The organism is Streptomyces sp. NBC_00872 (genome assembly GCF_045161915.1).
Classification (GTDB): domain Bacteria; phylum Actinomycetota; class Actinomycetes; order Streptomycetales; family Streptomycetaceae; genus Streptomyces.
The window spans coordinates 6,337,096-6,359,137 of sequence record NZ_CP108806.1 but is presented as its reverse complement, the minus strand read 5'-3'; the positions used below and the strand labels follow the sequence as shown (position 1 = coordinate 6,359,137).

The window sequence follows — 22,042 nt, the reverse complement described above, 5'->3', positions numbered from 1 at the left end:
CGTCAGGCTTCCGCCTCACGGCCGCCCCGTCCAGAGCGTTCCCGAAATCCCCTCCGGGTCACACCTCGGAGGACCGGCTCACCAGAGGGCTCACCGGCGCACGGCTCAGCCGTACGACGCCACCTCAGACGCTCAGCGCCGCCTTGTCGTCGTCGGGGTCCTTGTCGCCGCCCGCCGCTTCCAGCGCTCGGTTCCTGCGCACCGATGACCAGAAAGAGGCCGCAATCAGGACAACACCGATCAGACCGGTGATGACTTCATTGATCGAGTGCTCAATGGTGACCAGCAGGATCACGGCCAGCGCACCGATCGCGTAGTGCGCGCCGTGCTCCAGATACACATAGTCGTCCAGGGTGCCCTGGCGGACGAGGTAGACAGTGAGGGACCGGACGTACATCGCGCCGATACCGAGGCCCAGCGCCATCCAGAAGATGTGGTTGGTGATGGCGAAGGCGCCGATGACCCCGTCGAAGGAGAAGGACGCGTCCAGCACTTCCAGATAGAGGAAGAGGAAGAACGCCGCCTTGCCGGCCAGCCCGACCGCCGAGACGCTCTTGCCCTCGGCCTTGGCCTTCTCCTCCTCCTCTTGTTCGTGCTCCTCCTGCTCCTCCAGCCGGTTCTCGAAGTAGCCCGAGAGACCGCCGACGACGAGATAGGTGATCAGTCCCGCGACACCGGCGAGCAGCACGGTGGAGGACTTGTCCTGATACCCGGTGCTGGTGTGGGCGTGGGTGGCGAAGGTCAGAGCCGTGGCCAGAAGCACGATCAGCGCGATGCAGACCGACAGCATGTCGACCTTGCCGAGCTTGGCCAGCGGACGCTCCAGCCAGCCCAGCCACTTGATGTCCCGCTCCTCGAAGATGAAGTCGAGGAAGATCATCAACAGGAACATACCGCCGAAGGCGGCGATGGCCGGATGGGCGTCGGTGACAAGGGACTTGTACCGGTCCGGATCGTCGAGCGCGAGCTGTACGGCGTCGATCGGCCCGACCTTGGCGCTGATGGCCACGATCACGACGGGGAACACCAGTCGCATACCGAACACCGCGATGAGGATGCCGACCGTAAGGAAGATCTTCTGCCAGAAGGCATTCATCTTCTTCAGGACTCCGGCGTTGACAACCGCGTTGTCGAACGACAGCGAGATCTCAAGGATCGACAGGATCAGTACGATCCCGAACGCCTCCCACCCCCACTGCCAGGCCGCGAAGGCGAGGCCGACCGCCGTGATGGCGAACGACCAGCCGAAGGTTTTCAGGATCACTGGCTACCTCATCTGGTGATTAACGGGTTTTCCCCCGTGCAGACTACTGCTTTACGAAACGTTGACCCCGAAGTCTAGAGCGATGCCCCTCAGCCCCGACGCGTACCCCTGTCCCACGGCCCGGAACTTCCACTCGCCGCCATAGCGGTACAGCTCGCCGAAGATCATCGCCGTTTCCGTGGAGGCGTCCTCACTCAGGTCGTACCGCGCCAGTTCCTGACCGTCGGCCTGATTGGCCACCCGGATGAAGGCATTGCTGACCTGCCCGAATGTCTGGCCGCGATTGTCGGCCTCATGGATCGAGACCGGAAAGACGATCTTGTCGCAGCTGGCCGGCACCTTGGAGAGGTCGACAATCAGGGACTCGTCGTCGCCGTCGCCCTCACCCGTCAGATTGTCACCGGTGTGCTCGACGGATCCGTCGGGGCTCGTCAGATTGTTGTAGAAGATGAACCACTCGTCGCCGAGCACCCGCCCCGACTGGCACAGCAGGGCGCTGGCGTCGAGGTCGAAGGGCGCTCCGGTGGTGGATCGCGCATCCCAGCCGAGCCCGACCAGCACCTGGGTGAGATTGGGTGCGGCCTTGGAGAGGGAGACATTGCCTCCCTTGGCGAGTGTGACGCCCATGATGGTGAGTCCTCCCCGAGGTGATGTGGTGCGGTGCAGCGAGGTCAAGACGCGCCTGACGTCCTGCCCCTTCAAACCTTGTTCATGCCGCTCCCGTCGTACCGATGCGCGTACGAATCCGGAGCGAATCCGAGACGCGTACGGCGCCGCACGGAAAGTGCGGCGCCGGACACGGAAAGACGAGCGGTTCAGACGTTGACGCCGAAGTCCTGCGCGATACCGCGCAGCCCCGAGGCGTACCCCTGGCCGATGGCGCGGAACTTCCACTCCGCGCCGTTGCGGTACAGCTCGCCGAAGACCATCGCGGTCTCCGTCGAGGCGTCCTCGCTCAGGTCGTACCGCGCCAGCTCGTTGTTGTCGGCCTGGTTGACGACGCGGATGAACGCGTTGCGCACCTGGCCGAAGGACTGCTGGCGGCTCTCCGCCTCGTAGATCGAGACGGGGAACACGATCTTGTCGACATCGGCGGGGACCGCGGCCAGATTGACCTTGATCGCCTCGTCGTCGCCCTCGCCCTCACCGGTGAGGTTGTCGCCGGTGTGCTCGACGGAGCCGTCGGGGCTCTTGAGGTTGTTGAAGAAGACGAAGTTGCCGTCGACGGCGACCTTGCCCTCGGCGTTGGTCAGCAGGGCGCTGGCGTCGAGGTCGAAGTCACTGCCGGTGGTCGTACGGACGTCCCAGCCCAGACCCACGGTGACCGCGGTCAGGTTGGGCGCGGCCTTGGTCAGCGAGACGTTTCCGCCCTTGCTGAGGCTGACTCCCACGAGTCCTCCTTTTGGTTTCTCGGGGCCGGCGACCGTGGACCGGCGGTGCCGCCGCCGGCCGGCGGCTCACGCCGCGGTCGCACGCCCCTGAAGCGTTGGCATCGGATCAACGACTGGATCCTAGTGACCGGTTCCCCACCACTGTGCGATTTCGCCGGGCCGGACCCGGATTCCGGCCTGGCCGGCCCGCCCGGTACAGCGCGTGTCCGGTGGCCGCCCGTACCGGTTTCCCGGCGGCCGGCCGTACCGGTTCGGAGAGCGCTCAGAGAGCGGCGAGCGCCTTGATGTAGTCGCCGAGATCCCTGGCGTCCGGCAGACCGTTGAGGACACTCCAGCGCACGACGCCCTCCTTGTCCAGGATGAACGTCCCGCGCAGCGCGCATCCCTTCTCCTCGTCGAAGACGCCGTACGCGCGCGAGACCTCGCCGTGCGGCCAGAAGTCCGACAGCAGCGGGTACTCCAGACCCTCCTGTTCGGCGAAGACGCGCAGGGTGTGGATGGAGTCGTTCGATACGGCGAGGAGCTGGGTGTCCTCGTTGACGAAGGAGGGCAGCTCGTCCCGGAGCGCGCACAGCTCGCCCGTGCAGACCCCGGTGAAGGCGAAGGGATAGAAGAGCAGCACCACGTTCTTGCCGCCGTCGGCCGGACCGCCCTCCCCGCCCCCGGCCGCGCGGAAGTCCGACAGGCGCACGGTCCGCCCGTGGTTGTCCTTGAGTTCGAAGTCCGGGGCGGGAGCGCCGACCTCGATCGCCATGGGAGTACGTCCTTTCACGTGGCTGAGCCTGTGCCGTCCGTAGGCGACCAGCCTAGGCCGTGGTCCCGCGGAAGGGGCCGGATCATCCCAGGTGCTCCGAAATCGGTCCCCGTTCCCCATGGAGCGCACGGCGGCGGCCTCGCGTGGCCCGGACGCGCGAGGCCCCCGCCGACTGAGGTCGGCGGGGGCCGTCAAGGCTGCTTGGCAGGTGCTGCCGCGTCTCGCGCCCGCACAGGGGCGCCCGGGGTCAGCGCTTCGACTTCGCCGCCTTGGGAGTGACGAGCCGGCTGCCGGTCCAGTCCTTGCCGGCGTTGATGCTCTTGGTCTGGGACAGGCCCGCGGTCTGGGCGGCCTCGTTGATGTCGCTCGGTTCGACGTAGCCATCACGGCCGGTCTTGGGCGTCAGCAGCCAGACCGCTCCGCCCTCCTCGATCAGACCGATGGCGTCCACCAGCGCGTCCGTAAGGTCGCCGTCCTCGTCACGGAACCACAGCAGGACGGCGTCGGCCACGTCCTCGTAGTCCTCGTCGACGAGCTCCTGGCCAATAACAGCCTCGATGGACTCGCGGAGCTCCTGCTCGACGTCGTCGTCGTAGCCGATCTCCTGGACCACCTGTCCGGGTTCGAACCCCAGCCGTGCGGCAAGGTTGGTCCGTTCCTCCGCGTGGTCCGCGGTCGCGCTCACGGATTGCCTCCTGATCATGTTTCGGAAAATGCTTCAGACCCGCGCGTACGCGGGGCATTGGCCGTAGTCCACACGGGCGGGGCGGATCGCGCAAGTACCCGGCCGCCGAGACCGCCGAAACGGTGACGTTCCCGGCCTCTTCGCCGCATCTCCTGTCACTTCGCCACCGTCTCCTGTAACGCGGGCCATACGTTTCCTCCTCCTTCGCCATGTTATGCCGGTTCGGTACGCCAATCAGGTCCGAACGGCCGAACGAAACACATAGACGGGTTGGGCGTAAGGTTGCGATTTGACCGAGGCGGAATCCGGGAACGGGGCGGAATTCTCCGGATACACCTGGTTACCCCGCGGTAGAGATGACGTTTCCTCCACAGCGGTACACGATGGAGGCGGCGTGCGTGCCCACTCCCGGGGGGCTCCGGTGAGACACCCCCGGATCCCCGGGCTCGCGTGGCACCAGTATTCCGACGGCGTGCACCGCATCGACCGTGTGCAGGGCACGACACGACCGAACAGCGAAGGACAAGCGTGGCTTCCGGATCCGATCGCACCCCGATCATCATTGGCGGCCTGCCCAGCCAGGTCCCGGACTTCGATCCCGAAGAGACCCAGGAGTGGCTCGACTCGCTCGACGCCGCTGTCGACGAGCGGGGCCGTGAGCGCGCCCGCTATCTGATGCTCCGGCTGATCGAGCGCGCCCGTGAGAAGCGCGTGGCCGTGCCCGAGATGCGCAGCACGGACTACGTCAACACGATCGCCACCAAGGACGAGCCGTTCTTCCCCGGCAACGAGGAGATCGAGCGCAAGATCCTCAACGCGACCCGCTGGAACGCCGCCGTGATGGTCTCGCGCGCACAGCGTCCGGGGATCGGCGTCGGCGGGCACATCGCCACCTTCGCCTCCTCCGCCTCGCTCTACGACGTGGGCTTCAACCACTTCTTCCGGGGCAAGGACCGTGGCGACGGCGGCGACCAGATCTTCTTCCAGGGCCATGCCTCTCCCGGCATCTACGCCCGTGCCTTTCTGCTGGACCGGCTGAGCGAGACACAGCTCGACGCGTTCCGCCAGGAGAAGTCGAAGGCGCCGTACGGACTGTCCAGCTATCCGCATCCGCGGCTGATGCCGGACTTCTGGGAGTTCCCGACCGTCTCGATGGGCCTCGGCCCGCTCGGCGCGATCTACCAGGCCAGGATGAACCGCTATATGGAGGCGCGCGGCATCGCCGACACCTCCGCCTCGCATGTCTGGGCGTATCTCGGCGACGGCGAGATGGACGAGCCCGAGTCGCTGGGCCAGCTCTCCATCGCCGCCCGTGAGGGCCTGGACAATCTGACCTTCGTCGTGAACTGCAACCTCCAGCGGCTCGACGGCCCGGTACGCGGCAACGGCAAGATCATCCAGGAGCTGGAGTCCCAGTTCCGCGGCGCGGGCTGGAATGTCATCAAGCTGGTCTGGGACCGCTCCTGGGACCCGCTGCTGGCGCAGGACAGGGACGGCGTCCTGGTCAACCGGCTGAACACCACACCGGACGGGCAGTTCCAGACGTACGCCACCGAGACCGGCTCGTACATCCGTGAACACTTCTTCGGGGACGACCAGCGGCTGCGCGCCATGGTCGAGCACATGTCGGACGACCAGATCCTGCATCTCGGCCGCGGCGGTCACGACCACAGGAAGGTCTACGCGGCGTACGCGGCGGCCAAGGCCCACCAGGGCCAGCCGACGGTGATCCTGGCGCAGACGGTCAAGGGCTGGACCCTCGGGCCGAACTTCGAGGGCCGCAACGCGACCCACCAGATGAAGAAGCTGACGGTCTCCGACCTCAAGGGCTTCCGCGACCGGCTGCACCTCCCGATCACGGACAGGGAGCTGGAGGACGGCCTGCCGCCGTACTACCACCCCGGCCGGGACTCCGAGGAGATCCAGTACATGCACGACCGGCGCAAGTCGCTGGGCGGGTACGTACCGACCCGGGTCGTACGGGCGAAGCCGCTGAACCTGCCCGAGGACAAGACCTACGCGGCGGTCAGGAAGGGCTCGGGGCAGCAGTCGATCGCCACCACCATGGCGTTCGTCCGGCTGCTCAAGGACCTGATGCGGGACAAGGAGATCGGCAAGCGCTTCGTGCTGATCGCCCCCGACGAGTACCGCACGTTCGGTATGGACTCGTTCTTCCCGAGCGCCAAGATCTACAACCCGCTGGGCCAGCAGTACGAGGCCGTGGACCGCGAGCTGCTCCTCGCGTACAAGGAGTCGCCGACCGGGCAGATGCTGCACGACGGCATCTCCGAGGCGGGCTGTACGGCCTCGCTGATCGCGGCGGGCTCGGCGTACGCCACCCATGGCGAGCCGCTGATCCCGGTCTATGTCTTCTACTCGATGTTCGGTTTCCAGCGGACCGGCGACCAGTTCTGGCAGATGTCGGACCAGCTCGCCCGGGGCTTCGTCCTGGGCGCGACCGCGGGACGTACGACGCTGACCGGCGAGGGTCTCCAGCACGCGGACGGCCATTCGCATCTGCTGGCCTCGACCAACCCGGCCTGTGTCGCCTACGACCCGGCGTACGGCTTCGAGATCGCGCATATCGTCAAGGACGGTCTGCGCCGGATGTACGGACAGGCCGCCCCCGGGGAGAGCCAGGACGTCTTCTACTACCTCACCGTCTACAACGAGCCGATCCAGCACCCCGCCGAACCGGCCGATGTCGACGTGGAAGGCATCCTCAAGGGGATCCATCTCTTCAGGCGTGGCGAGCAGGGCGCGATCCCGGCGCAGATCCTGGCGTCCGGGGTGGCCGTGCCATGGGCGCTGGAGGCTCAGCGGCTGCTCGCCGAGGAATGGAACGTCAGGGCCGACGTCTGGTCCGCGACCTCCTGGAACGAGCTGCGCCGTGAGGCCGTCGAGGTGGAGCGGCACAATCTGCTCCACCCGGAGGAGGAGCAGCTCGTCCCGTATGTGACCCGGAAGCTGTCCGGCGCGGAGGGGCCGTTCGTGGCGGTCTCCGACTGGATGCGTTCCGTGCCCGACCAGATCGCGCGCTGGGTTCCCGGCGCGTACCAGTCGCTGGGCGCGGACGGTTTCGGCTTCGCGGACACCCGCGGCGCGGCCCGTCGCTTCTTCCACATCGACGCGCAGTCGGTCGTCCTCGGGGTGCTGACCGAGCTGGCGAAGGAGGGCAAGGTCGACCGTTCGGTGCTGAAGCAGGCGGTGGACCGCTACCGGCTGCTGGACGCGTCGGCCGCCGACCCGGGCACGGCGGGCGGAGACGCCTGACAGCTGTTCACGGACGAGCGCCCGAGGGCGGTGGGACCGGTCGGTCCCGCCGCCCTCGGCCCGTTTCACGGCCGCGGCTCCGGCGGGCGGTCTTCAACGGCTGACGACCGGCGTGCGGTGTGCGGTCTCCGGCGCCCAACCGTCGGCGTCCGACGGTCAGCGTCCGGCGTCGCGGCGGTCAGCGTTCCCACAGCTTGAACGCCCGTACCCGGTGCGGCGAGCCCGGTACCCAGGTGCCCTTGCCCGGATAGGTCTCAAACTCCCCCGTCTCCTCGCACTCCGCGGACTGATAGGTGGTCACATTCCGGCCGGTGCGGTTGGCCAGCGACTCGGCCGTCGTACCCCGCGCGAGCGGCACACAGCTCCCGGTCTCCGTACCGGACAGTTCACGCGTCTGCCGCGCGCCCTGGAAGTCCGTCTTCTCCCAGAGACACAACTCACCCGTGGCGCACGCGCCGAGCCGTGGCGGCGGGGCCGCCCCGGCGACGGCCGACGGTGTGATGAGCATGGCGCCGAGCAGAGTGCTGAGCATGAGCATGATCTTGCGCATTCGGATCGGTCCCCGTGTGTGTGACGAAATCGGTCAACACCACTCTGACCTGCGGCGCTTGGCCTCGGGAAGGGGGTACGGCACCCTCCACCCGGATAGGCGACAGCCCTGCCGGAACCTTCCGGCAGGGCTGTCTCAGGCGCTGAGTTGACGTCGTGTCACCAGGTGGCTGACGTCAGATGTGCACCCCTCCGCCCGCCGCGTCCGCGTTGTCTCCACGCTTCGTCAGCAGCGCGACGAAGATCGCCACGGTCGCGACACCGGCCGCGACCAGACAGGCCAGCCCCATGCCGGACATGAAGGTGTCGTGGGCGACGCCCGTGATCTTCTCGGCGATCTCGGCCGGGGTGCCGGGTGCCACCGGGGGCACACCGACCTGGACCGCCTCGGCCGCCGCTTCCGCCTGCGCGGAGGTCAGCGGCGGCAGACCGGCGCCGGTCCAGTTGCCCGGCAGGTCGTTGGAGACCTTCGAGGCCATGACGGCACCGAGAACGGCCGTACCGAGGCTGCCGCCGATCTGCATGGCGGACTGCTGGAGCCCGCCCGCCACTCCGGACAGCTCCATCGGTGCGTTGCCCACGATGACCTCGGTCGCGCCCACCATGACGGGGGCCAGACCGAGACCGAGCAGCGCGAACCAGACCGACATGGCGAGGCTGCCGGTGCCGGTGTCCAGGGTGGACATACCGAACATGGCGGCCGCCGTGAGCGCCATACCGCCGGCCAGCGGGATACGCGGGCCGACCTTGGTGATCAGCAGACCCGCCAGCGGCGAGCCGACGATCATCATGCCGGTGAGCGGCAGCAGATGGAGACCGCTGTCGACGGCGCTCATGCCGTGCACGTTCTGGAGATAGAAGGTGACGAAGAAGAGGCCGCCCAGGAAGGCGACGGCCATCAGGACCATCAGGACCACACCGGCGGAGAGCGGTACGGACTTGAAGAGCCCCAGCGGTACGAGCGGCTCCTTGACCTTGCTCTCCCAGAAGCCGAAGAGGACGAAGCAGGCCACCGAGACACCCATGAAGAGCCAGGTCGTGGCGGAGCCCCAGCCCCAGACGGGCGCCTTGATGATCGCCCAGACCAGACAGAACATCGCGGAGGAGAGCAGCAGGATGCCGAGGATGTCGAAGGACTTCGGGGCGTTCTCCGCCCGGTGGTCGCGGAGGATCACCGTGCCGATCACCAGGGCGATCACACCCACCGGCACATTGATGAAGAAGACGGACTGCCAGCTCACATGCTCGACCAGCACACCGCCGAGGATCGGGCCGCCCGCGGTGGAGGCACCGATGACCATGCCCCAGATACCGATGGCCATATTGAGCTTCTCGGCGGGGAACGTGGCGCGCAGCAGACCGAGCGCGGCCGGCATCAGCAGCGCGCCGAAGAGGCCCTGGAGCACGCGGAAGACGATGACGAGAGCGATGCTGTCGGAGAGGCCGATGGCTCCGGAGGCCGCGGCGAACCCGGTGACACCTATGAGGAAGGTCTGCCGGTGGCCGAAGCGGTCACCGAGCTTGCCGGCGGTGATCAGCGCCACCGCGAGGGCCAGGAAGTAGCCGTTGGTGATCCACTGCACATCGGCGAAAGTGGCGCCGAGGTCCTTCTGGATGGCAGGGTTCGCGATCGCGACAATGGTGCCGTCGAGGGCCACCATCATGACGCCGATCGCCACGGAGAAGAGGGTCAGCCAGGGATGGCCACGCAGTCCCTTGGTTGGCGCGGGTGCCGGGTATTCCGGGCTCTGCGGCGCCTTGTCGACGGTGGTCCGACTAGTCATACCGGGTATGATAATGTCAGCCGCTGACAGTTGACAAACCATTTCACAAGTTGGTAACTGTCACGTAGCTCACACTTCGCTGAGCAGGTCAAATGTCGACCGATCCGGTCGAATGAAGAACGAAAGCGGTGGAATGGGGACCCTTCGGTGACCCTCGGGCAGGACACAGCCGCCGGGCAGGACCGGACAGCCGCGGCTGAACAGCCGAGCGGACTGCGCGCCCGCAAGAAGCAGCGCACCCGCGACGCCCTGCTGCGCGAGGCACTCGAACGGTTTACCGCCCAGGGGTACGAGCAGACCACGATCGACGAGATCACGGACGCCGTCGAGGTCTCGCAGCGCACCTTCTTCCGCTACTACGCCAGCAAGGAGGAAGTCGCCTTCGCCGTCGTGGAGATGGTGGAGAGCAAGTTCGTCGAGGCGCTGCGTGTCCGGCCCGCCTCGGAGGGGCCGATGGAGGCGATGCGCAACGCCGTCACCTCCGCCTGGACCTCGGTCGGCGAGACGATCCAGTCGGTCATACCGGTCGAGCTGTATATGCGGACGTACCGGATGATCGAGTCGACCCCGGCCCTGCTCGCCATTCATCTGCGCCGCTCCGCCGGTCTGGAGGAGGGGCTGTCCCAACTGCTCGCCGACCGCGAGGGGCTGGACGTGGACACCGATCCCCGGCCCCGGGTGGCCGTCGCCGCGTTCACCGGCGTGATGCGGGTGACGGGGCAGCTCTGGGGCAAGGGGCAGGACTCCAGCCTGGAGACGCTGCGCGAGCTGTCCGAGAGGTATCTCGACCATCTCGGTCCCGCGCTCGCCGAGGACTGGCGGACGGCCGGACCGTGCGCCGGGCCGGCGTCCTGCCCGGTCCGCCGTACGCGCGGCTGATCCCCCGTTCTTCGTATACGGGCTCGCCTTCTCCGTATGCGCGTTCTTCGTATGCGCGTTCTCCGTATCCGCGCTCGTCCTATACGGCGAGCCGCTCCCGTCCCAGCCCTCCCGCTCCGCCGGTCTCCGCCGTTCCTCCGTACACCCGTCTGGCCGGTCGCACACCCACACGCGCCGGAGCATGCACGCCGCCTGAACGGCCGGTGAGGTTACCTTCGGTTCAACCCTCCCCGGCCCGTGATCCGAATCACCCCTGTCGCGAGGACTCCCGCGCCCGTCCTAGTCTGGTTGAACAGTGACCTCTTTCGACTCCTCCCCCACTCTCAACGCCTGGCGCGCCCTGCTCGCCCTCGCCGTCGTGTTCGTGATGCTGTCGACCACCGGCTGGACCGCCGTCCAGCGTCAACGCGGCCCCGGTGAGCCCCTGAAAGCCGCGCTCGACGCGTGGGAGCGGGGCCGGATAGGCGTTCGGCAGCTGCCGAACCCCGCTTCGCCCCCGAGGCGCATCGCCGCGTTCTTCGACTCCCTCACCCCGGAGGAGCAGGAACGGCTCGCCGCCGCCTATCCGCTGGTCGTCGGCAATCTCAACGGCGCGCCCGTCGAACTGCGCTACCGCGCCAACCGGCTTGCCCTGATGCGGGCGCGCGTGGTGGAGGAGCGCCGTATGCACGACACCAGACTGTCCGACGACGGCCGCCGGCAGGCGGGCCGCCGTATGCACCGCTACGAGTCGATGCTCGGCGGGGACCGGCAGATCCTCGCGTTCGACCCGTCGGGGAAGGGCCGGGCCGCAGAGGTGCTCGGCGATCTCGAACGCGCCCAGCGTGTCTCGGTCGTGGTGCCCGGCGTCGACACGAATGTGCTGACGTTCGAGCGCACGGACCGCTGGTACACGGCGCCGGTGGGCATGGCCGAGTCGCTGTACTCCGCCGAGCGGTCCGCCGATCCCGGTACGCGTACGGCCGTCATCGCCTGGGCCGACTACACCTCGCCCGCCGGGCTCGGCATGGACGCGGCGATCGGCAAGCTCGCCGAGGAGGGCGCTGTACGGCTCACCGCGCTGACCCGCGCGCTGCCCGGGACGGCCCGGGTGTCGCTCTTCTGCCACAGCTACGGCTCCGTGGTGTGCGGAGTGGCCGCGCGCGGTCTGCCCGCCCGGGTCATCGATGTGGCGGTCGCGGGCAGCCCCGGCATGCGCGTGCGGAACGCGCGACAGCTCCGTACGGACGCCCGTGTGTGGGCCATGCGGGACCGTGACGACTGGATCGAGGACGTGCCGTACATGGCGGTCGGCGGACTCGGCCATGGCGCGGACCCGATGGAGCGGGCCTTCGGGGCCCGGGTGCTCTCGGCGGCCGGCGCCGCCGGGCACAGCGGCTACTTCGAACCGGGTACCGAGAGCCTCGACAACTTCGCGGACATCGGGGTCGGTTCGTACACCGCGGTGAGCTGCGCGGACGGCGACGGCGGCTGCGTGAACGGAATCCCGGACGACGGCGGAAGCGGAACGGACCAGGTCTGAGGTACGGGCCGCCGTACCGGCCGCGAGGCGCGGCGCGCACGCGCCGCGCACATGGCCCGCGCACCGGCCGCGCACCGGCGGGGCAGGGCGTACGTACCGTGCGCGGAGCGTCCGAAGAGGGCCCACGCGCGTAGAATTGGTGCGCTGGGGCAGGCGACTCACGGGCGCACGCCGCCTACGATGAAGCACATGGGTGATGTGCTCGCGGGGATTCATGCCACCTGGGAGTTCGAAAGCGACTCCGTGCTCATCCGCTTCGAACGGGGGATCAGAACGCCGAAGCTGTTCCAGGCGCTCGGCGAACGCCGGATTCCCCATGAGGCGTTGTCATCGGTGACGCTCACTCCCGGGAAGCGGGGGACGGTGGTGCTGCACGCCGTGCCGAGAGCCGGGGCCGACCCCCTCGTGGAGGCGGCGGCCGGACAGCTCAGAGAGAGCGGCGATCCCTACCGGCTGGTGCTGCCCGCCGAGCGCGACACCCTCGCGGAGTACTACGCCGACGAACTGCGGGCCGCGCTGGCCCGGTCCACCCGGGACGCGCGGGAGCCCGCCGAGCGCTATCTGGTGACCGCGCCCGCCGCTCCCCTGCACTTCAAGGCCTTCGACGGCAAGGCCTTCTTCGACGGGGACCGGGTGTCCTTCCGCTGGTTCTGGACGGGCGCCTCCACCACCAAGTGGAAGGCGGGCGACCAGAATCTCCCGGTCGGGGAACTGCACGGGGTCGAGTGGCGCTCCCCCGAGCTGTTCGACGGCTATCTGCGGCTGCTGCGCCGTGACGCGGCGGCCGGTACGGGTACGGGACCGGCGCAACCTGCCCAGGCGGACCACGATCCGGCGGCGGTCGTCTTCGGGCTGGGCTACGGCCCGGTGCACGAGTCGCTCCCCTTCGCCGCGGCGGTCCTGGCGGCGGTCCAGGAAGCGGCGTCGAGCCGTGCCCCGGTGACGGTCCCCGCGGTGGCGTCGATACGCCGCGATCCGGCGGATGTCGCCGACCGTATCCGCCATCTCGGCGAGCTGCACCAGGCGGGACTGGTGACGGACGAGGAGTTCTCCGCGAAGAAGGCGGAGCTCCTGGCGGAACTGTGACCGGCACGCGCGGCTTCGAGCGGCAGTGTCGGACCCTGCCGCGACGGACCCTGCCGCGCGGCGGCGCGCGTGAGGCGAAGCCCGCCGCGCGGCAGCGGGGCTGCCGGCGGCGGGCTTGTCATGAACCGCACCCCGGTCGGGCGCGGGCGTGTCCCTTACTCGCGGCCCGCCGAGGAGAACGCCGGGTCGGCGTACCGGCCGCCGGCCACCTGGCCCGCGATCGGCTCCAGCAGTTGCAGCTCGCTCTCGGTGAGGATGAGATGTGTGGCGGCGGTGTTCTCCTCGACGCGGGTGCGCTTGCGGGTGCCGGGGATCGGGACGACGGGCAGCCCGTGGATCGCCGCGCGCTGCTGCACCCAGGCGAGCGCGACCTGCCCGAGCGTGGCGTTCCGTCCCTCGGCGATCTTGCGCACCGGGTCGAGCAGCGCGGCGTTCGCCGCGGCGTTCTCGCCGGTGAAGCGGGGCTGCTGGCGGCGGAAGTCGTCGTCGCCCAGCTCCCGGTCGGCGTGGACGAACGCACCGGTCAGAAAGCCGCGGCCGAGCGGGGAGTACGGCACGAGCGTCACCCCGAGTTCGACCGCGGCCGGTACGACCTTCGCCTCGATGTCCCGGCTGAAGAGCGACCACTCGGACTGCACGGCCGCGATCGGGTGCACGGCCTGGGCCGCGCGCAGCTCACCGCTGGTGACCTCGCTGAGCCCCAGGTGCTTGACCTTGCCCTCGCTCACCAGCTCGGCCATCACTCCGACCGTCTCCTCGATGGGGACGTTCACATCGCGCCGGTGCATGTAGTAGAGATCGATCTCGTCCACGCCGAGGCGTTCGAGGCTTCCCTCGACGCACTGGCGGATATACGGCGGATCGTTGCGGATGACACGCTTCGTACGGTCGGCCGGGTCGATGCCGAGGCCGAACTTCGTCGCCACGACGATCTCGTCGCGGTGCGCCCGGACGAACGGCGCGATGAACCTCTCGTTCTCCCCGGCCGCGTAGGCGTCCGCCGTGTCGTACAGAGTCACACCCAGTTCCAGGGCGCGCTCCAGGGTGGCACGCGCCTCGTCCAGGTCCGTCGGCCCGTACGCGAAGCTCATGCCCATGCAGCCGAGCCCCTGGGACCCGATCTCCGGACCACCGGTCCCGAGCCGTACCTTTTCGATCTTGCTCTCGCTCATCGGGGTTCAGGCCCTCTCCGACACCCAGCGGGCGTCCGCGTAAAAGCTGATCTTGTGATCGAGAACGGCCACCGTGTCCTGAAGCTCCGCGATCCGGTTCTGCACATCGCGCCGGGTCCGCTCCAGCAGTTCCTGCCGCTCCTCCAAGGTCTCCTCGCCCACCCGGATCAGCTCGGCGTACCGGACCATGTCCGCGACGGGCATCCCGGTCAGTCTCAGCTTCCCGACGAAGGCCAGCCAGTCGAGATCCTGGTTGCTGAACCGCCGCTGCCCGGTGTGCGACCGGTCGACATGCGGCATCAGACCGATCCGCTCGTACCAGCGCAGGGTGTGCGCGGTCAGTCCGGTGAAGACGACGACCTCGCTGATCGTGTAGCGGTCCTCACCGTCGGGACGCGGATGTCTGCGGGGCGGCGCCGCGCACACGTCCACGCCGTCGGTCGATACCGGACTGCTCTGGGTCAGCGTCATAGCTTCAACGCTAGATCCTTGGAGTGCACTCGAAGCAAGCGGAAAATGACAAGAGTTTCCCGGGCTCCGTGGCCGAGACTCGGCCCCATGAACGACGCACGCCGGGCAGTGCCCGAGGACGCCGAGGAACTGGTCCGGCTCCGCCAGGTCATGTTCGACTCCCTTCGCCCGACCGGTCCCGACACCGGCTGGCAGCCGGCCGCGGCCGGGACGCTGCGCGCGAGGCTCGCGGATCCCGACGGCACCCTGGCCGTCTTCGTCGTGGACCGTCCCGGCCGGCCGGGACGCCTGGCGGCCTGCGCGGCCGGGACGGTCGAGTACCGGCTGGGCGGGCCCGGCAACCCCTCGGGCGTCAGTGGCCATGTCTTCAATGTCGTCACCGACCCGGAGCTGCGCCGGCGCGGCCACTCCCGGGCGTGCGTGGAGGCGCTGCTCGACTGGTACCGGGCCCGCGGCGTACGGAAGATCGATCTGCACGCGTCCCGTGAGGGCGAGCCGCTGTACGCCTCCCTGGGGTTCGTCCGTACCCCCGATCCCTCCATGAGGCTCATTTTCTGAGTCCTCTACGCTCTAGCCATGCAGAGCCTGGCGCTGATCGAGAACTGGCCGGTGACGACCGCGGCGACCGCCGTCGTACGGGCGGACGGCACCGTCCTCGGGTCGCACGGACCGATATCGCACCGCTTTCCGCTCGCCTCCGTGACCAAGCCGCTCGCGGCGTACGCGGTCCTGGTGGCGTACGAGGAGGGCGCGGTCGAGCTGGACGAACCGGCCGGACCCGACGGCTCCACGGTGCGCCATCTTCTCGCGCACACCAGCGGTCTCGCCTTCGACCAGCACCGTGTGACCAGCGCGCCGGGCACCCGCCGGCTCTACTCCAACGCGGGCTTCGAGGTGCTCGGCGAGCATGTCGCCAAGGCGACCGGCATACCCTTCGCCGCCTATCTGCGCGAGGCGGTGCTCGAACCGCTCGGTATGGCCTCGACCTCCTTCGAGGGGTCACCGGCCAGGGACGCCGTCTCCACGGTCGACGATCTGGCGCGGTTCGCCGCGGAGGTCCAGACGCCCCGGCTGCTCGATCCGCGCACGGTGCTGGAGGCGATGACCGTCGTCCACCCGGGGCTGTCCGGTGTCCTGCCGGGCTACGGCCATCAGAAGAACAACGACTGGGGTCTCGGCTTCGAGATCCGGGACGCCAAGTCCCCGCACTGGACGGGCGCTTCGTCGTCGCCGCGTACGTTCGGGCACTTCGGCCAGTCCGGTACGTTCCTGTGGATCGACCCGGACGCGGGCGCGGCCTGTGTGGCGCTCACCGACCGGCCCTTCGGGCCCTGGGCGGTCGAGGCCTGGCCGCCCTTCACCGACGCGGTTCTGGCGGAACTGCGCGCGGCCTGATCCGCTCAGCCCGACATCTCCCAGAGCAGCACCTCCGCCGCCGGGCCCGCGGTCAGTTCCAGTCCCTCGGCGTCCGTGACGCGCGCGGAGTCGCCGGGGCCCAGCCCCGCCGCCCCCGTCCCGTCGCGACCGCCGGCGCCACCGCCGGCCAGCCGTACCCCGCCGCGCACCACATGGACATAGACGAAGCGCGCGTCCGGCACGGCGGAGCGCTCGCCGTCCTGAAGACGCCGTACATGCAGCATCGCCCCGGCCTGCGGAACGGCGTACGGCGTGGAGTCCGCGATGCCCCGGACGATCTCGTACGCGGGCTCACCGCCCGGCTCCAGCGGCGCGAGCCACATCTGTACGAAGACCAGCGGGCGCTCACCGTCGTTGCGCTCCACATGCCGTACCCCGCCGCCCGAGCTGAGCCGCTGCACGTCCCCCGCCCCGACGACCGTGTCGTGCCCGGCCGAGTCCCGGTGCGTCAGCTCGCCCTCCACGACCCAGGTGACGATCTCCGTATGGCTGTGCGGATGTTCACCGAATCCGGCGCCCGGCGCGAGCCGCTCCTCGTTGCAGGCGAGCACCGCGCCGAAGCGGAGATTGTCCGGATCGTAGAAGCGCCCGAAGGAGAAGGCGTGCAGGGACTCGATGCCCGCGCCGGGGTCACCGCCGATATGACGCTGCGCTGCGTGCCTCACGAGAATCACAGCTCAACGGTAGGGGGTTTCCGGTGGATCGGACCGGTCCGGGACCGGCCAGGAACAGGTCCGGGCGCCGTCCCTCGGCCGGCGGGCCGGGTGCGGTCCCCGGGGCACCCTCCGACCCCGGGCCGCCGGGCCGCCGCGCTGATGAGGCACTCTTGTCCCGTGCCTGAACCCTCGAACGAACCCCATCCGCATCCCGCGACACTGCGCAGGCTGGAGCAGTCCTCGGGACGGCTCGCCGCGAACGCCATCGCCCGTATGGACGAGACGCTGCCGTGGTACCGCGCGATGCCGCCGGAGAACCGTTCCTGGATCGGGCTGGTCGCCCAGGCCGGTATCGCCGCGTTCACCGAGTGGTTCCGGCACCCGGAGACCCCTCAGGCCATCTCCACCGATGTCTTCGGCACCGCCCCCCGCGAGCTGACCCGGGCGATCACCCTGCGCCAGACCGTCGAGATGGTACGGACCACGATCGAGGTCATGGAGACGGCGATCGAGGAGGTCGCGGCGCCCGGCGACGAGTCCGCGCTGCGCGAGGCGCTCCTCGTCTACGCCCGCGAGATCGCCTTCGCCACCGCCCAGGTGTACGCCCAGGCCGCGGAGGCACGCGGGGCGTGGGACGCCCGGCTGGAGTCGCTCGTGGTGAACGCCGTGCTCTCCGGCGAGGCCGACGAGGGCGCCGTCTCCCGGGCCGCCGCCCTCGGCTGGAACTCGCCCGAACATGTCTGTGTGCTGCTCGGCACCGCCCCCGACGGGGACAGCGAGCTGACCGTCGAGGCGATCAGACGGGCCGCCCGGCACGCCAAGCTCCAGGTGCTCACCGGGGTGCTGGGCGACCGGCTCGTGGTGATCGCGGGCGGCAGCGACAATCCGCTCCAGGTCGCCAAGGCGCTGATCGGTCCGTATGCCGCGGGCCCGGTCGTCGCGGGTCCCGTGGTGCCCGATCTGCTGGCCGCCACCAAGTCGGCGCAGGCCGCGGCGGCCGGGCTCAAGGCGTGCTTCGCCTGGCAGGACGCGCCGCGTCCGGTGCTCGCCGACGATCTTCTGCCCGAGCGTGCCATCGCCTCGGATCCCGCCGCACGGGACCAGTTGGTGGAGGAGATCTACAGACCGCTGGAAGAAGCGGGGTCGGCGCTGCTGGAGACTCTGAGTGTCTATCTGGAGCAGGCGAGCAGTCTCGAAGGCGCCGCCCGGATGCTCTTCGTACACCCCAACACCGTGCGCTACCGGCTCCGACGTGTGACTGACGTCACCGGATGGTCACCATCCGATGTCAGATCGGCGTTCACGCTGCGGATCGCACTCATCCTGGGGCGTCTGGCCGACGGGGACCCCCAGACCTAGACTTTTGTCGTACTCCAACAATTCCCCTGACGGTTCTTCGTCCTTGTCCTCACGGGCGATATGCCCCGTCCACAAGAGAGAGTGTGAGAGTGCTCGTACTCGTCGCTCCCGGCCAAGGCGCTCAGACGCCCGGCTTCCTGACTCCCTGGCTCGAACTGCCCGGTGCCGAAGACCGGCTGCGGGTGTGGTCGGCCGCCATCGACCTGGATCTGGTCCACTACGGCACGGACGCCGACGCGGACGAGATCCGTGACACCGCCGTCGCCCAGCCGCTGCTGGTCGCGGCCGCGCTGCTGTCGGCCCGTCAGCTCTTCCCCGAAACCGTGGACATGGCACGCGAGGTCGACGCCACGGCCGGCCACAGCGTCGGTGAACTGGCCGCCACGGCGCTGGCGGGCGTGCTCTCCGACGAAGCGGCCCTGGAACTCGTACGGGCCCGTGGTCTGGCCATGGCCGAGGCCGCGGGCATCACCGCGACCGGGATGTCGGCGCTCCTCGGCGGCGACCCCGACACCACCATCGCCCATCTGGAGAAGCTCGGTCTGACGCCGGCGAACGTGAACGGCGCGGGCCAGATCGTGGCCGCGGGCACGCTCGAACAACTCGCCGCGCTGGAGGCCGACAAGCCCGAGGGCGTACGCCGTGTGGTGGCGCTCAAGGTCGCCGGGGCGTTCCACACGCACCATATGGCGCCCGCGGTCGAGAAGCTCGAAGTGGCCACCGGATCGCTCGTCGTCGCCGATCCGGCCGTGCCGTACATCTCGAACCGCGACGGACAGGCCGTCTCCACCGGAGCCGAAATCGTGACGCGCCTGGTCGGTCAGGTCGCCAATCCGGTCCGCTGGGACCTGTGCATGGAGACTTTCCAGGAGCGCGGTGTCACCGCACTCATCGAGCTGTGCCCCGGTGGCACCCTGACGGGTCTCGCCAAGCGGGCCCTGCCCGGAGTCAAGACCCTCGCGCTGAAGACCCCCGACGACCTCGACGCGGCCCGCACGCTGATCGCCGAGCACTCCTCCACGGCTGAATAGGAGCCAGAGAGCAATGTCGAAGATCAAGCCCAGCAAGGGCGCCCCGTACGCGCGCATCATGGGCGTGGGAGGCTACCGCCCGACCCGGATCGTGCCCAACGAGGTGATCCTCGAGACGATCGACTCGTCCGACGAGTGGATCCGCTCCCGCTCCGGAATCGCCACCCGCCACTGGGCCTCGCCCGAGGAGACCGTCGCCGCGATGTCCGTCGAGGCGTCCGGCAAGGCGATCGCGGACGCCGGGATCACCCCCCAGCAGATCGACGCCGTGGTGGTCTCCACCGTCTCGCACTTCAAGCAGACCCCCGCCGTCGCGACCGAGATCGCGGACAAGATCGGCGCGGGCAAGCCGGCCGCGTTCGACATCTCCGCCGGCTGCGCGGGCTTCGGTTACGGACTGACCCTGGCCAAGGGCATGGTCGTCGAGGGCTCGGCCGAGCACGTCCTGGTGATCGGGGTGGAGCGGCTCTCCGATCTGACCGATCTGGAGGACCGCGCGACGGCGTTCCTGTTCGGCGACGGCGCGGGCGCCGTCGTGGTCGGCCCCGCCAAGGAGCCCATGATCGGACCGACGATCTGGGGCTCGGAGGGCGACAAGTCCGACACCATCAAGCAGACCGTGCCGTGGGACGATTACCGCCACGGCACGGTGGAGAAGTTCCCGGCCATCACGCAGGAGGGCCAGGCCGTCTTCCGCTGGGCCGTCTTCGAGATGGCGAAGGTCGCCCAGCAGGCGCTGGACGCGGCCGGAATCAGCTCGGAAGACCTGGATGTCTTCATTCCGCACCAGGCCAATATGCGGATCATCGACTCGATGGTGAAGACTCTGAAGCTGCCGGACAGCGTCACGGTCGCGCGTGACGTCGAGACCACCGGCAACACCTCGGCCGCCTCGATCCCGCTCGCGATGGAGCGGCTTCTGGCGACCGGGCAGGCGAAGAGCGGCGACACCGCGCTCGTCATTGGCTTCGGGGCGGGTCTCGTCTATGCCGCGACGGTCGTTACCCTCCCCTAGGCACACCGGATCTTTCCGGAGCGTGTTCCGATATATCCCTCTGCGTACAATCGAAGGAGCGCCCACATGGCCGCCACCCTGGAAGAGATCGTCGACGGTCTCGCCGAGATCGTGAACGAGATCGCCGGTATCCCGGTCGAGGACGTCCAGTTGGACAAGTCCTTCACCGACGACCTGGACGTCGACTCGCTGTCCATGGTCGAGGTCGTCGTCGCCGCCGAAGAGCGCTTCGACGTCAAGATCCCGGACGACGACGTCAAGAACCTGAAGACCGTCGGTGACGCCGCCGACTACATCGCCAAGCACCAGGCCGCCTGACCCGCCTGACCCGGATCGCGGCATACGCCACCCGGTGGTGGCGCCGTAAAAATTCAGCACCCTCTACACGTGGAGAAAGAATTCCAGTGAGCTCGACCAATCGCACCGTGGTCGTCACCGGTATCGGCGCAACCACACCACTGGGTGGCGACAGCGCCTCGACCTGGGAAGGTCTGCTCGCGGGCCGCTCCGGAGTCCGCCCTCTCGAGGGCGAGCGCTATGCCGGCCTGCCGGTCCGTATCGCCGCCGTGGCGGCCGTCGACCCGGGCGATGTACTGCCCCGTCCGCTCGCCCGCAGACTGGACCGCTCGGCGCAGTTCGCGCTGATCGCGGCCAGGGAGGCCTGGGCGGACGCGGGTTACACCGCCAAGGCCGGCGAGGACCCCGCCGTGGACCCCGACCGCCTCGGCACCGTGATCGCCTCCGGCATCGGTGGCGTCACCACCCTGCTCGACCAGTACGACGTGCTGAAGGAGCGCGGCGAGCGCCGTGTCTCCCCGCACACCGTGCCGATGCTGATGCCGAACAGCCCCTCCGCCAACGTGAGTCTGGAGGTGGGCGCCCGCGCGGGCGTGCACACCCCGGTCTCCGCCTGCGCGTCGGGCGCCGAAGCCATCGGTTACGCCGTGGAGATGATCCGTACGGGCCGCGCCGATGTCGTCGTCGCCGGTGGTACGGAGGCGGCCATCCACCCGCTGCCCATCGCCGCGTTCGCCAACATGATGGCGATGTCGAAGAACAACGACGAACCCACCAAGGCCTCCCGCCCCTACGACACGGCCCGTGACGGCTTCGTCCTCGGCGAGGGCGCGGGCGTCATCGTCCTGGAGTCGGCGGAGCACGCCGCGGCACGCGGCGCGCGGGCCTACTGCGAGGTGCTCGGCCAGGGGCTGTCCTCCGACGCCCATCACATCGCCCAGCCCGAGCCCACCGGCCGCGGTATCGCGAAGGCCATGGAGAATCTGCTGGACAACACGGACCTCAAGCCGTCCGAGGTCATGCATCTCAACGCGCACGCGACCTCCACCCCGCAGGGCGATGTCGCCGAGGTCAAGGCACTGCGCCGGGTCCTGGGCGAGGATCTGGACCATGTCGCCGTCTCCGCCACGAAGTCGATGACGGGCCATCTGCTGGGCGGCGCGGGCGGTATCGAGACCGTGGCCACGGTTCTCGCGCTGTACCACCGCACGGCGCCGCCGACGATCAATGTGGACGACCTCGACGAAGAGGTGGACGCGGACATCGTGCGCGACGCGCCCCGCGCGCTCCCGAGCGGCACGATCGCGGCGATCAACAACTCGTTCGGCTTCGGCGGCCACAACGTGGTGCTGGCGCTCCGTACGGTCTGAAAGCGCTGATCACACGGGCGCGTGCGAGAACGCACGCGCCCGTCGCGCCACGCGCGCGCCCTCGGCCG

At 69.1% G+C, this 22,042-nt stretch carries 21 protein-coding genes; 11 read left to right on the top strand and 10 right to left on the bottom strand.

The window, feature by feature from the left end:
- Positions 1-124: 124 nt before the first annotated feature.
- The 5 genes from OG214_RS27210 to OG214_RS27190 form a co-directional block, all read right to left on the bottom strand.
- On the bottom strand, positions 125-1,264 hold the full coding sequence (locus tag OG214_RS27210; protein ID WP_363079526.1) for a DUF475 domain-containing protein: 1,140 nt from the start codon (positions 1,262-1,264) through the stop codon (positions 125-127).
- Positions 1,265-1,315: 51 nt separating this feature from the next.
- Complete coding sequence (locus OG214_RS27205) at positions 1,316-1,891, bottom strand: TerD family protein (protein WP_363079527.1); 576 nt, start codon at positions 1,889-1,891, stop codon at positions 1,316-1,318.
- 188 nt (positions 1,892-2,079) lie between these two features.
- On the bottom strand, positions 2,080-2,655 hold the full coding sequence (locus OG214_RS27200; RefSeq protein ID WP_066944470.1) for a TerD family protein: 576 nt from the start codon (positions 2,653-2,655) through the stop codon (positions 2,080-2,082).
- 262 nt (positions 2,656-2,917) lie between these two features.
- Positions 2,918-3,409 carry a peroxiredoxin gene (locus OG214_RS27195; protein WP_363079528.1) on the bottom strand — a complete coding sequence of 164 codons (492 nt, stop codon included), beginning with the start codon at positions 3,407-3,409 and terminating at the stop codon, positions 2,918-2,920.
- Between the two features lie 247 nt (positions 3,410-3,656).
- A complete protein-coding gene (locus OG214_RS27190) occupies positions 3,657-4,094 on the bottom strand; it encodes a DUF3052 domain-containing protein (protein WP_066944466.1) in 438 nt (145 codons plus the stop codon).
- A 528-nt stretch (positions 4,095-4,622) separates the two neighbouring features.
- Between OG214_RS27190 and aceE the strand changes: the two genes are divergently transcribed.
- Positions 4,623-7,367 (top strand): pyruvate dehydrogenase (acetyl-transferring), homodimeric type, encoded by a 2,745-nt coding sequence (gene aceE / locus OG214_RS27185; RefSeq protein WP_363079529.1) that lies wholly within the window; start codon positions 4,623-4,625, stop codon positions 7,365-7,367.
- 178 nt (positions 7,368-7,545) lie between these two features.
- Here aceE and OG214_RS27180 read toward each other — a convergent pair whose 3' ends face one another.
- Positions 7,546-7,899 carry a peptidase inhibitor family I36 protein gene (locus OG214_RS27180; RefSeq protein WP_363085533.1) on the bottom strand — a complete coding sequence of 118 codons (354 nt, stop codon included), beginning with the start codon at positions 7,897-7,899 and terminating at the stop codon, positions 7,546-7,548.
- 193 nt (positions 7,900-8,092) lie between these two features.
- Complete coding sequence (locus tag OG214_RS27175; RefSeq protein ID WP_405986215.1) at positions 8,093-9,700, bottom strand: MFS transporter; 1,608 nt, start codon at positions 9,698-9,700, stop codon at positions 8,093-8,095.
- A 147-nt stretch (positions 9,701-9,847) separates the two neighbouring features.
- Here OG214_RS27175 and OG214_RS27170 point away from each other — a divergent pair, with 147 nt between their 5' ends.
- The 3 genes from OG214_RS27170 (at position 9,848) to OG214_RS27160 (ending at position 13,187) form a co-directional block, all read left to right on the top strand.
- Positions 9,848-10,579, top strand: a complete 732-nt coding sequence (locus tag OG214_RS27170) for a TetR/AcrR family transcriptional regulator (RefSeq protein ID WP_405986214.1) — start codon at positions 9,848-9,850, stop codon at positions 10,577-10,579.
- Between the two features lie 295 nt (positions 10,580-10,874).
- On the top strand, positions 10,875-12,101 hold the full coding sequence (locus OG214_RS27165; protein ID WP_383033235.1) for an alpha/beta hydrolase: 1,227 nt from the start codon (positions 10,875-10,877) through the stop codon (positions 12,099-12,101).
- 189 nt (positions 12,102-12,290) lie between these two features.
- Positions 12,291-13,187, top strand: a complete 897-nt coding sequence (locus tag OG214_RS27160) for a DUF4429 domain-containing protein (protein WP_363085530.1) — start codon at positions 12,291-12,293, stop codon at positions 13,185-13,187.
- 155 nt (positions 13,188-13,342) lie between these two features.
- Here the strand turns inward: OG214_RS27160 and OG214_RS27155 are convergent, their stop codons facing one another.
- Entirely contained in the window at positions 13,343-14,359 is a 1,017-nt protein-coding gene (locus OG214_RS27155; protein WP_405986213.1) for an aldo/keto reductase, read from the bottom strand.
- 6 nt (positions 14,360-14,365) lie between these two features.
- Positions 14,366-14,830, bottom strand: a complete 465-nt coding sequence (locus OG214_RS27150; protein WP_405986212.1) for a MerR family transcriptional regulator — start codon at positions 14,828-14,830, stop codon at positions 14,366-14,368.
- 87 nt (positions 14,831-14,917) lie between these two features.
- Here OG214_RS27150 and OG214_RS27145 point away from each other — a divergent pair, with 87 nt between their 5' ends.
- Both OG214_RS27145 and OG214_RS27140 read left to right on the top strand, forming a co-directional pair.
- Positions 14,918-15,388, top strand: coding sequence for a GNAT family N-acetyltransferase (locus OG214_RS27145; RefSeq protein WP_405986211.1), 471 nt, complete (start codon positions 14,918-14,920; stop codon positions 15,386-15,388).
- An 18-nt stretch (positions 15,389-15,406) separates the two neighbouring features.
- Positions 15,407-16,225, top strand: coding sequence for a serine hydrolase domain-containing protein (locus tag OG214_RS27140; RefSeq protein WP_405986210.1), 819 nt, complete (start codon positions 15,407-15,409; stop codon positions 16,223-16,225).
- 5 nt (positions 16,226-16,230) lie between these two features.
- Here OG214_RS27140 and OG214_RS27135 read toward each other — a convergent pair whose 3' ends face one another.
- Positions 16,231-16,920 carry a pirin family protein gene (locus OG214_RS27135; protein WP_363082102.1) on the bottom strand — a complete coding sequence of 230 codons (690 nt, stop codon included), beginning with the start codon at positions 16,918-16,920 and terminating at the stop codon, positions 16,231-16,233.
- 141 nt (positions 16,921-17,061) lie between these two features.
- On the opposite strand from OG214_RS27135, the gene OG214_RS27130 reads away from it, so the two are divergent.
- From OG214_RS27130 to fabF, 5 genes are all read left to right on the top strand, one after another.
- Positions 17,062-18,261, top strand: coding sequence for a helix-turn-helix domain-containing protein (locus OG214_RS27130; protein WP_363082103.1), 1,200 nt, complete (start codon positions 17,062-17,064; stop codon positions 18,259-18,261).
- A gap of 89 nt (positions 18,262-18,350) precedes the next feature.
- A complete protein-coding gene (locus OG214_RS27125) occupies positions 18,351-19,292 on the top strand; it encodes an ACP S-malonyltransferase (RefSeq protein WP_363082104.1) in 942 nt (313 codons plus the stop codon).
- A 13-nt stretch (positions 19,293-19,305) separates the two neighbouring features.
- On the top strand, positions 19,306-20,307 hold the full coding sequence (locus OG214_RS27120) for a ketoacyl-ACP synthase III (protein ID WP_363082105.1): 1,002 nt from the start codon (positions 19,306-19,308) through the stop codon (positions 20,305-20,307).
- 66 nt (positions 20,308-20,373) lie between these two features.
- A complete protein-coding gene (locus tag OG214_RS27115; protein WP_046502803.1) occupies positions 20,374-20,625 on the top strand; it encodes an acyl carrier protein in 252 nt (83 codons plus the stop codon).
- Positions 20,626-20,711: 86 nt separating this feature from the next.
- Entirely contained in the window at positions 20,712-21,974 is a 1,263-nt protein-coding gene (gene fabF / locus OG214_RS27110) for a beta-ketoacyl-ACP synthase II (protein ID WP_363082106.1), read from the top strand.
- Positions 21,975-22,042 lie beyond the last annotated feature (68 nt).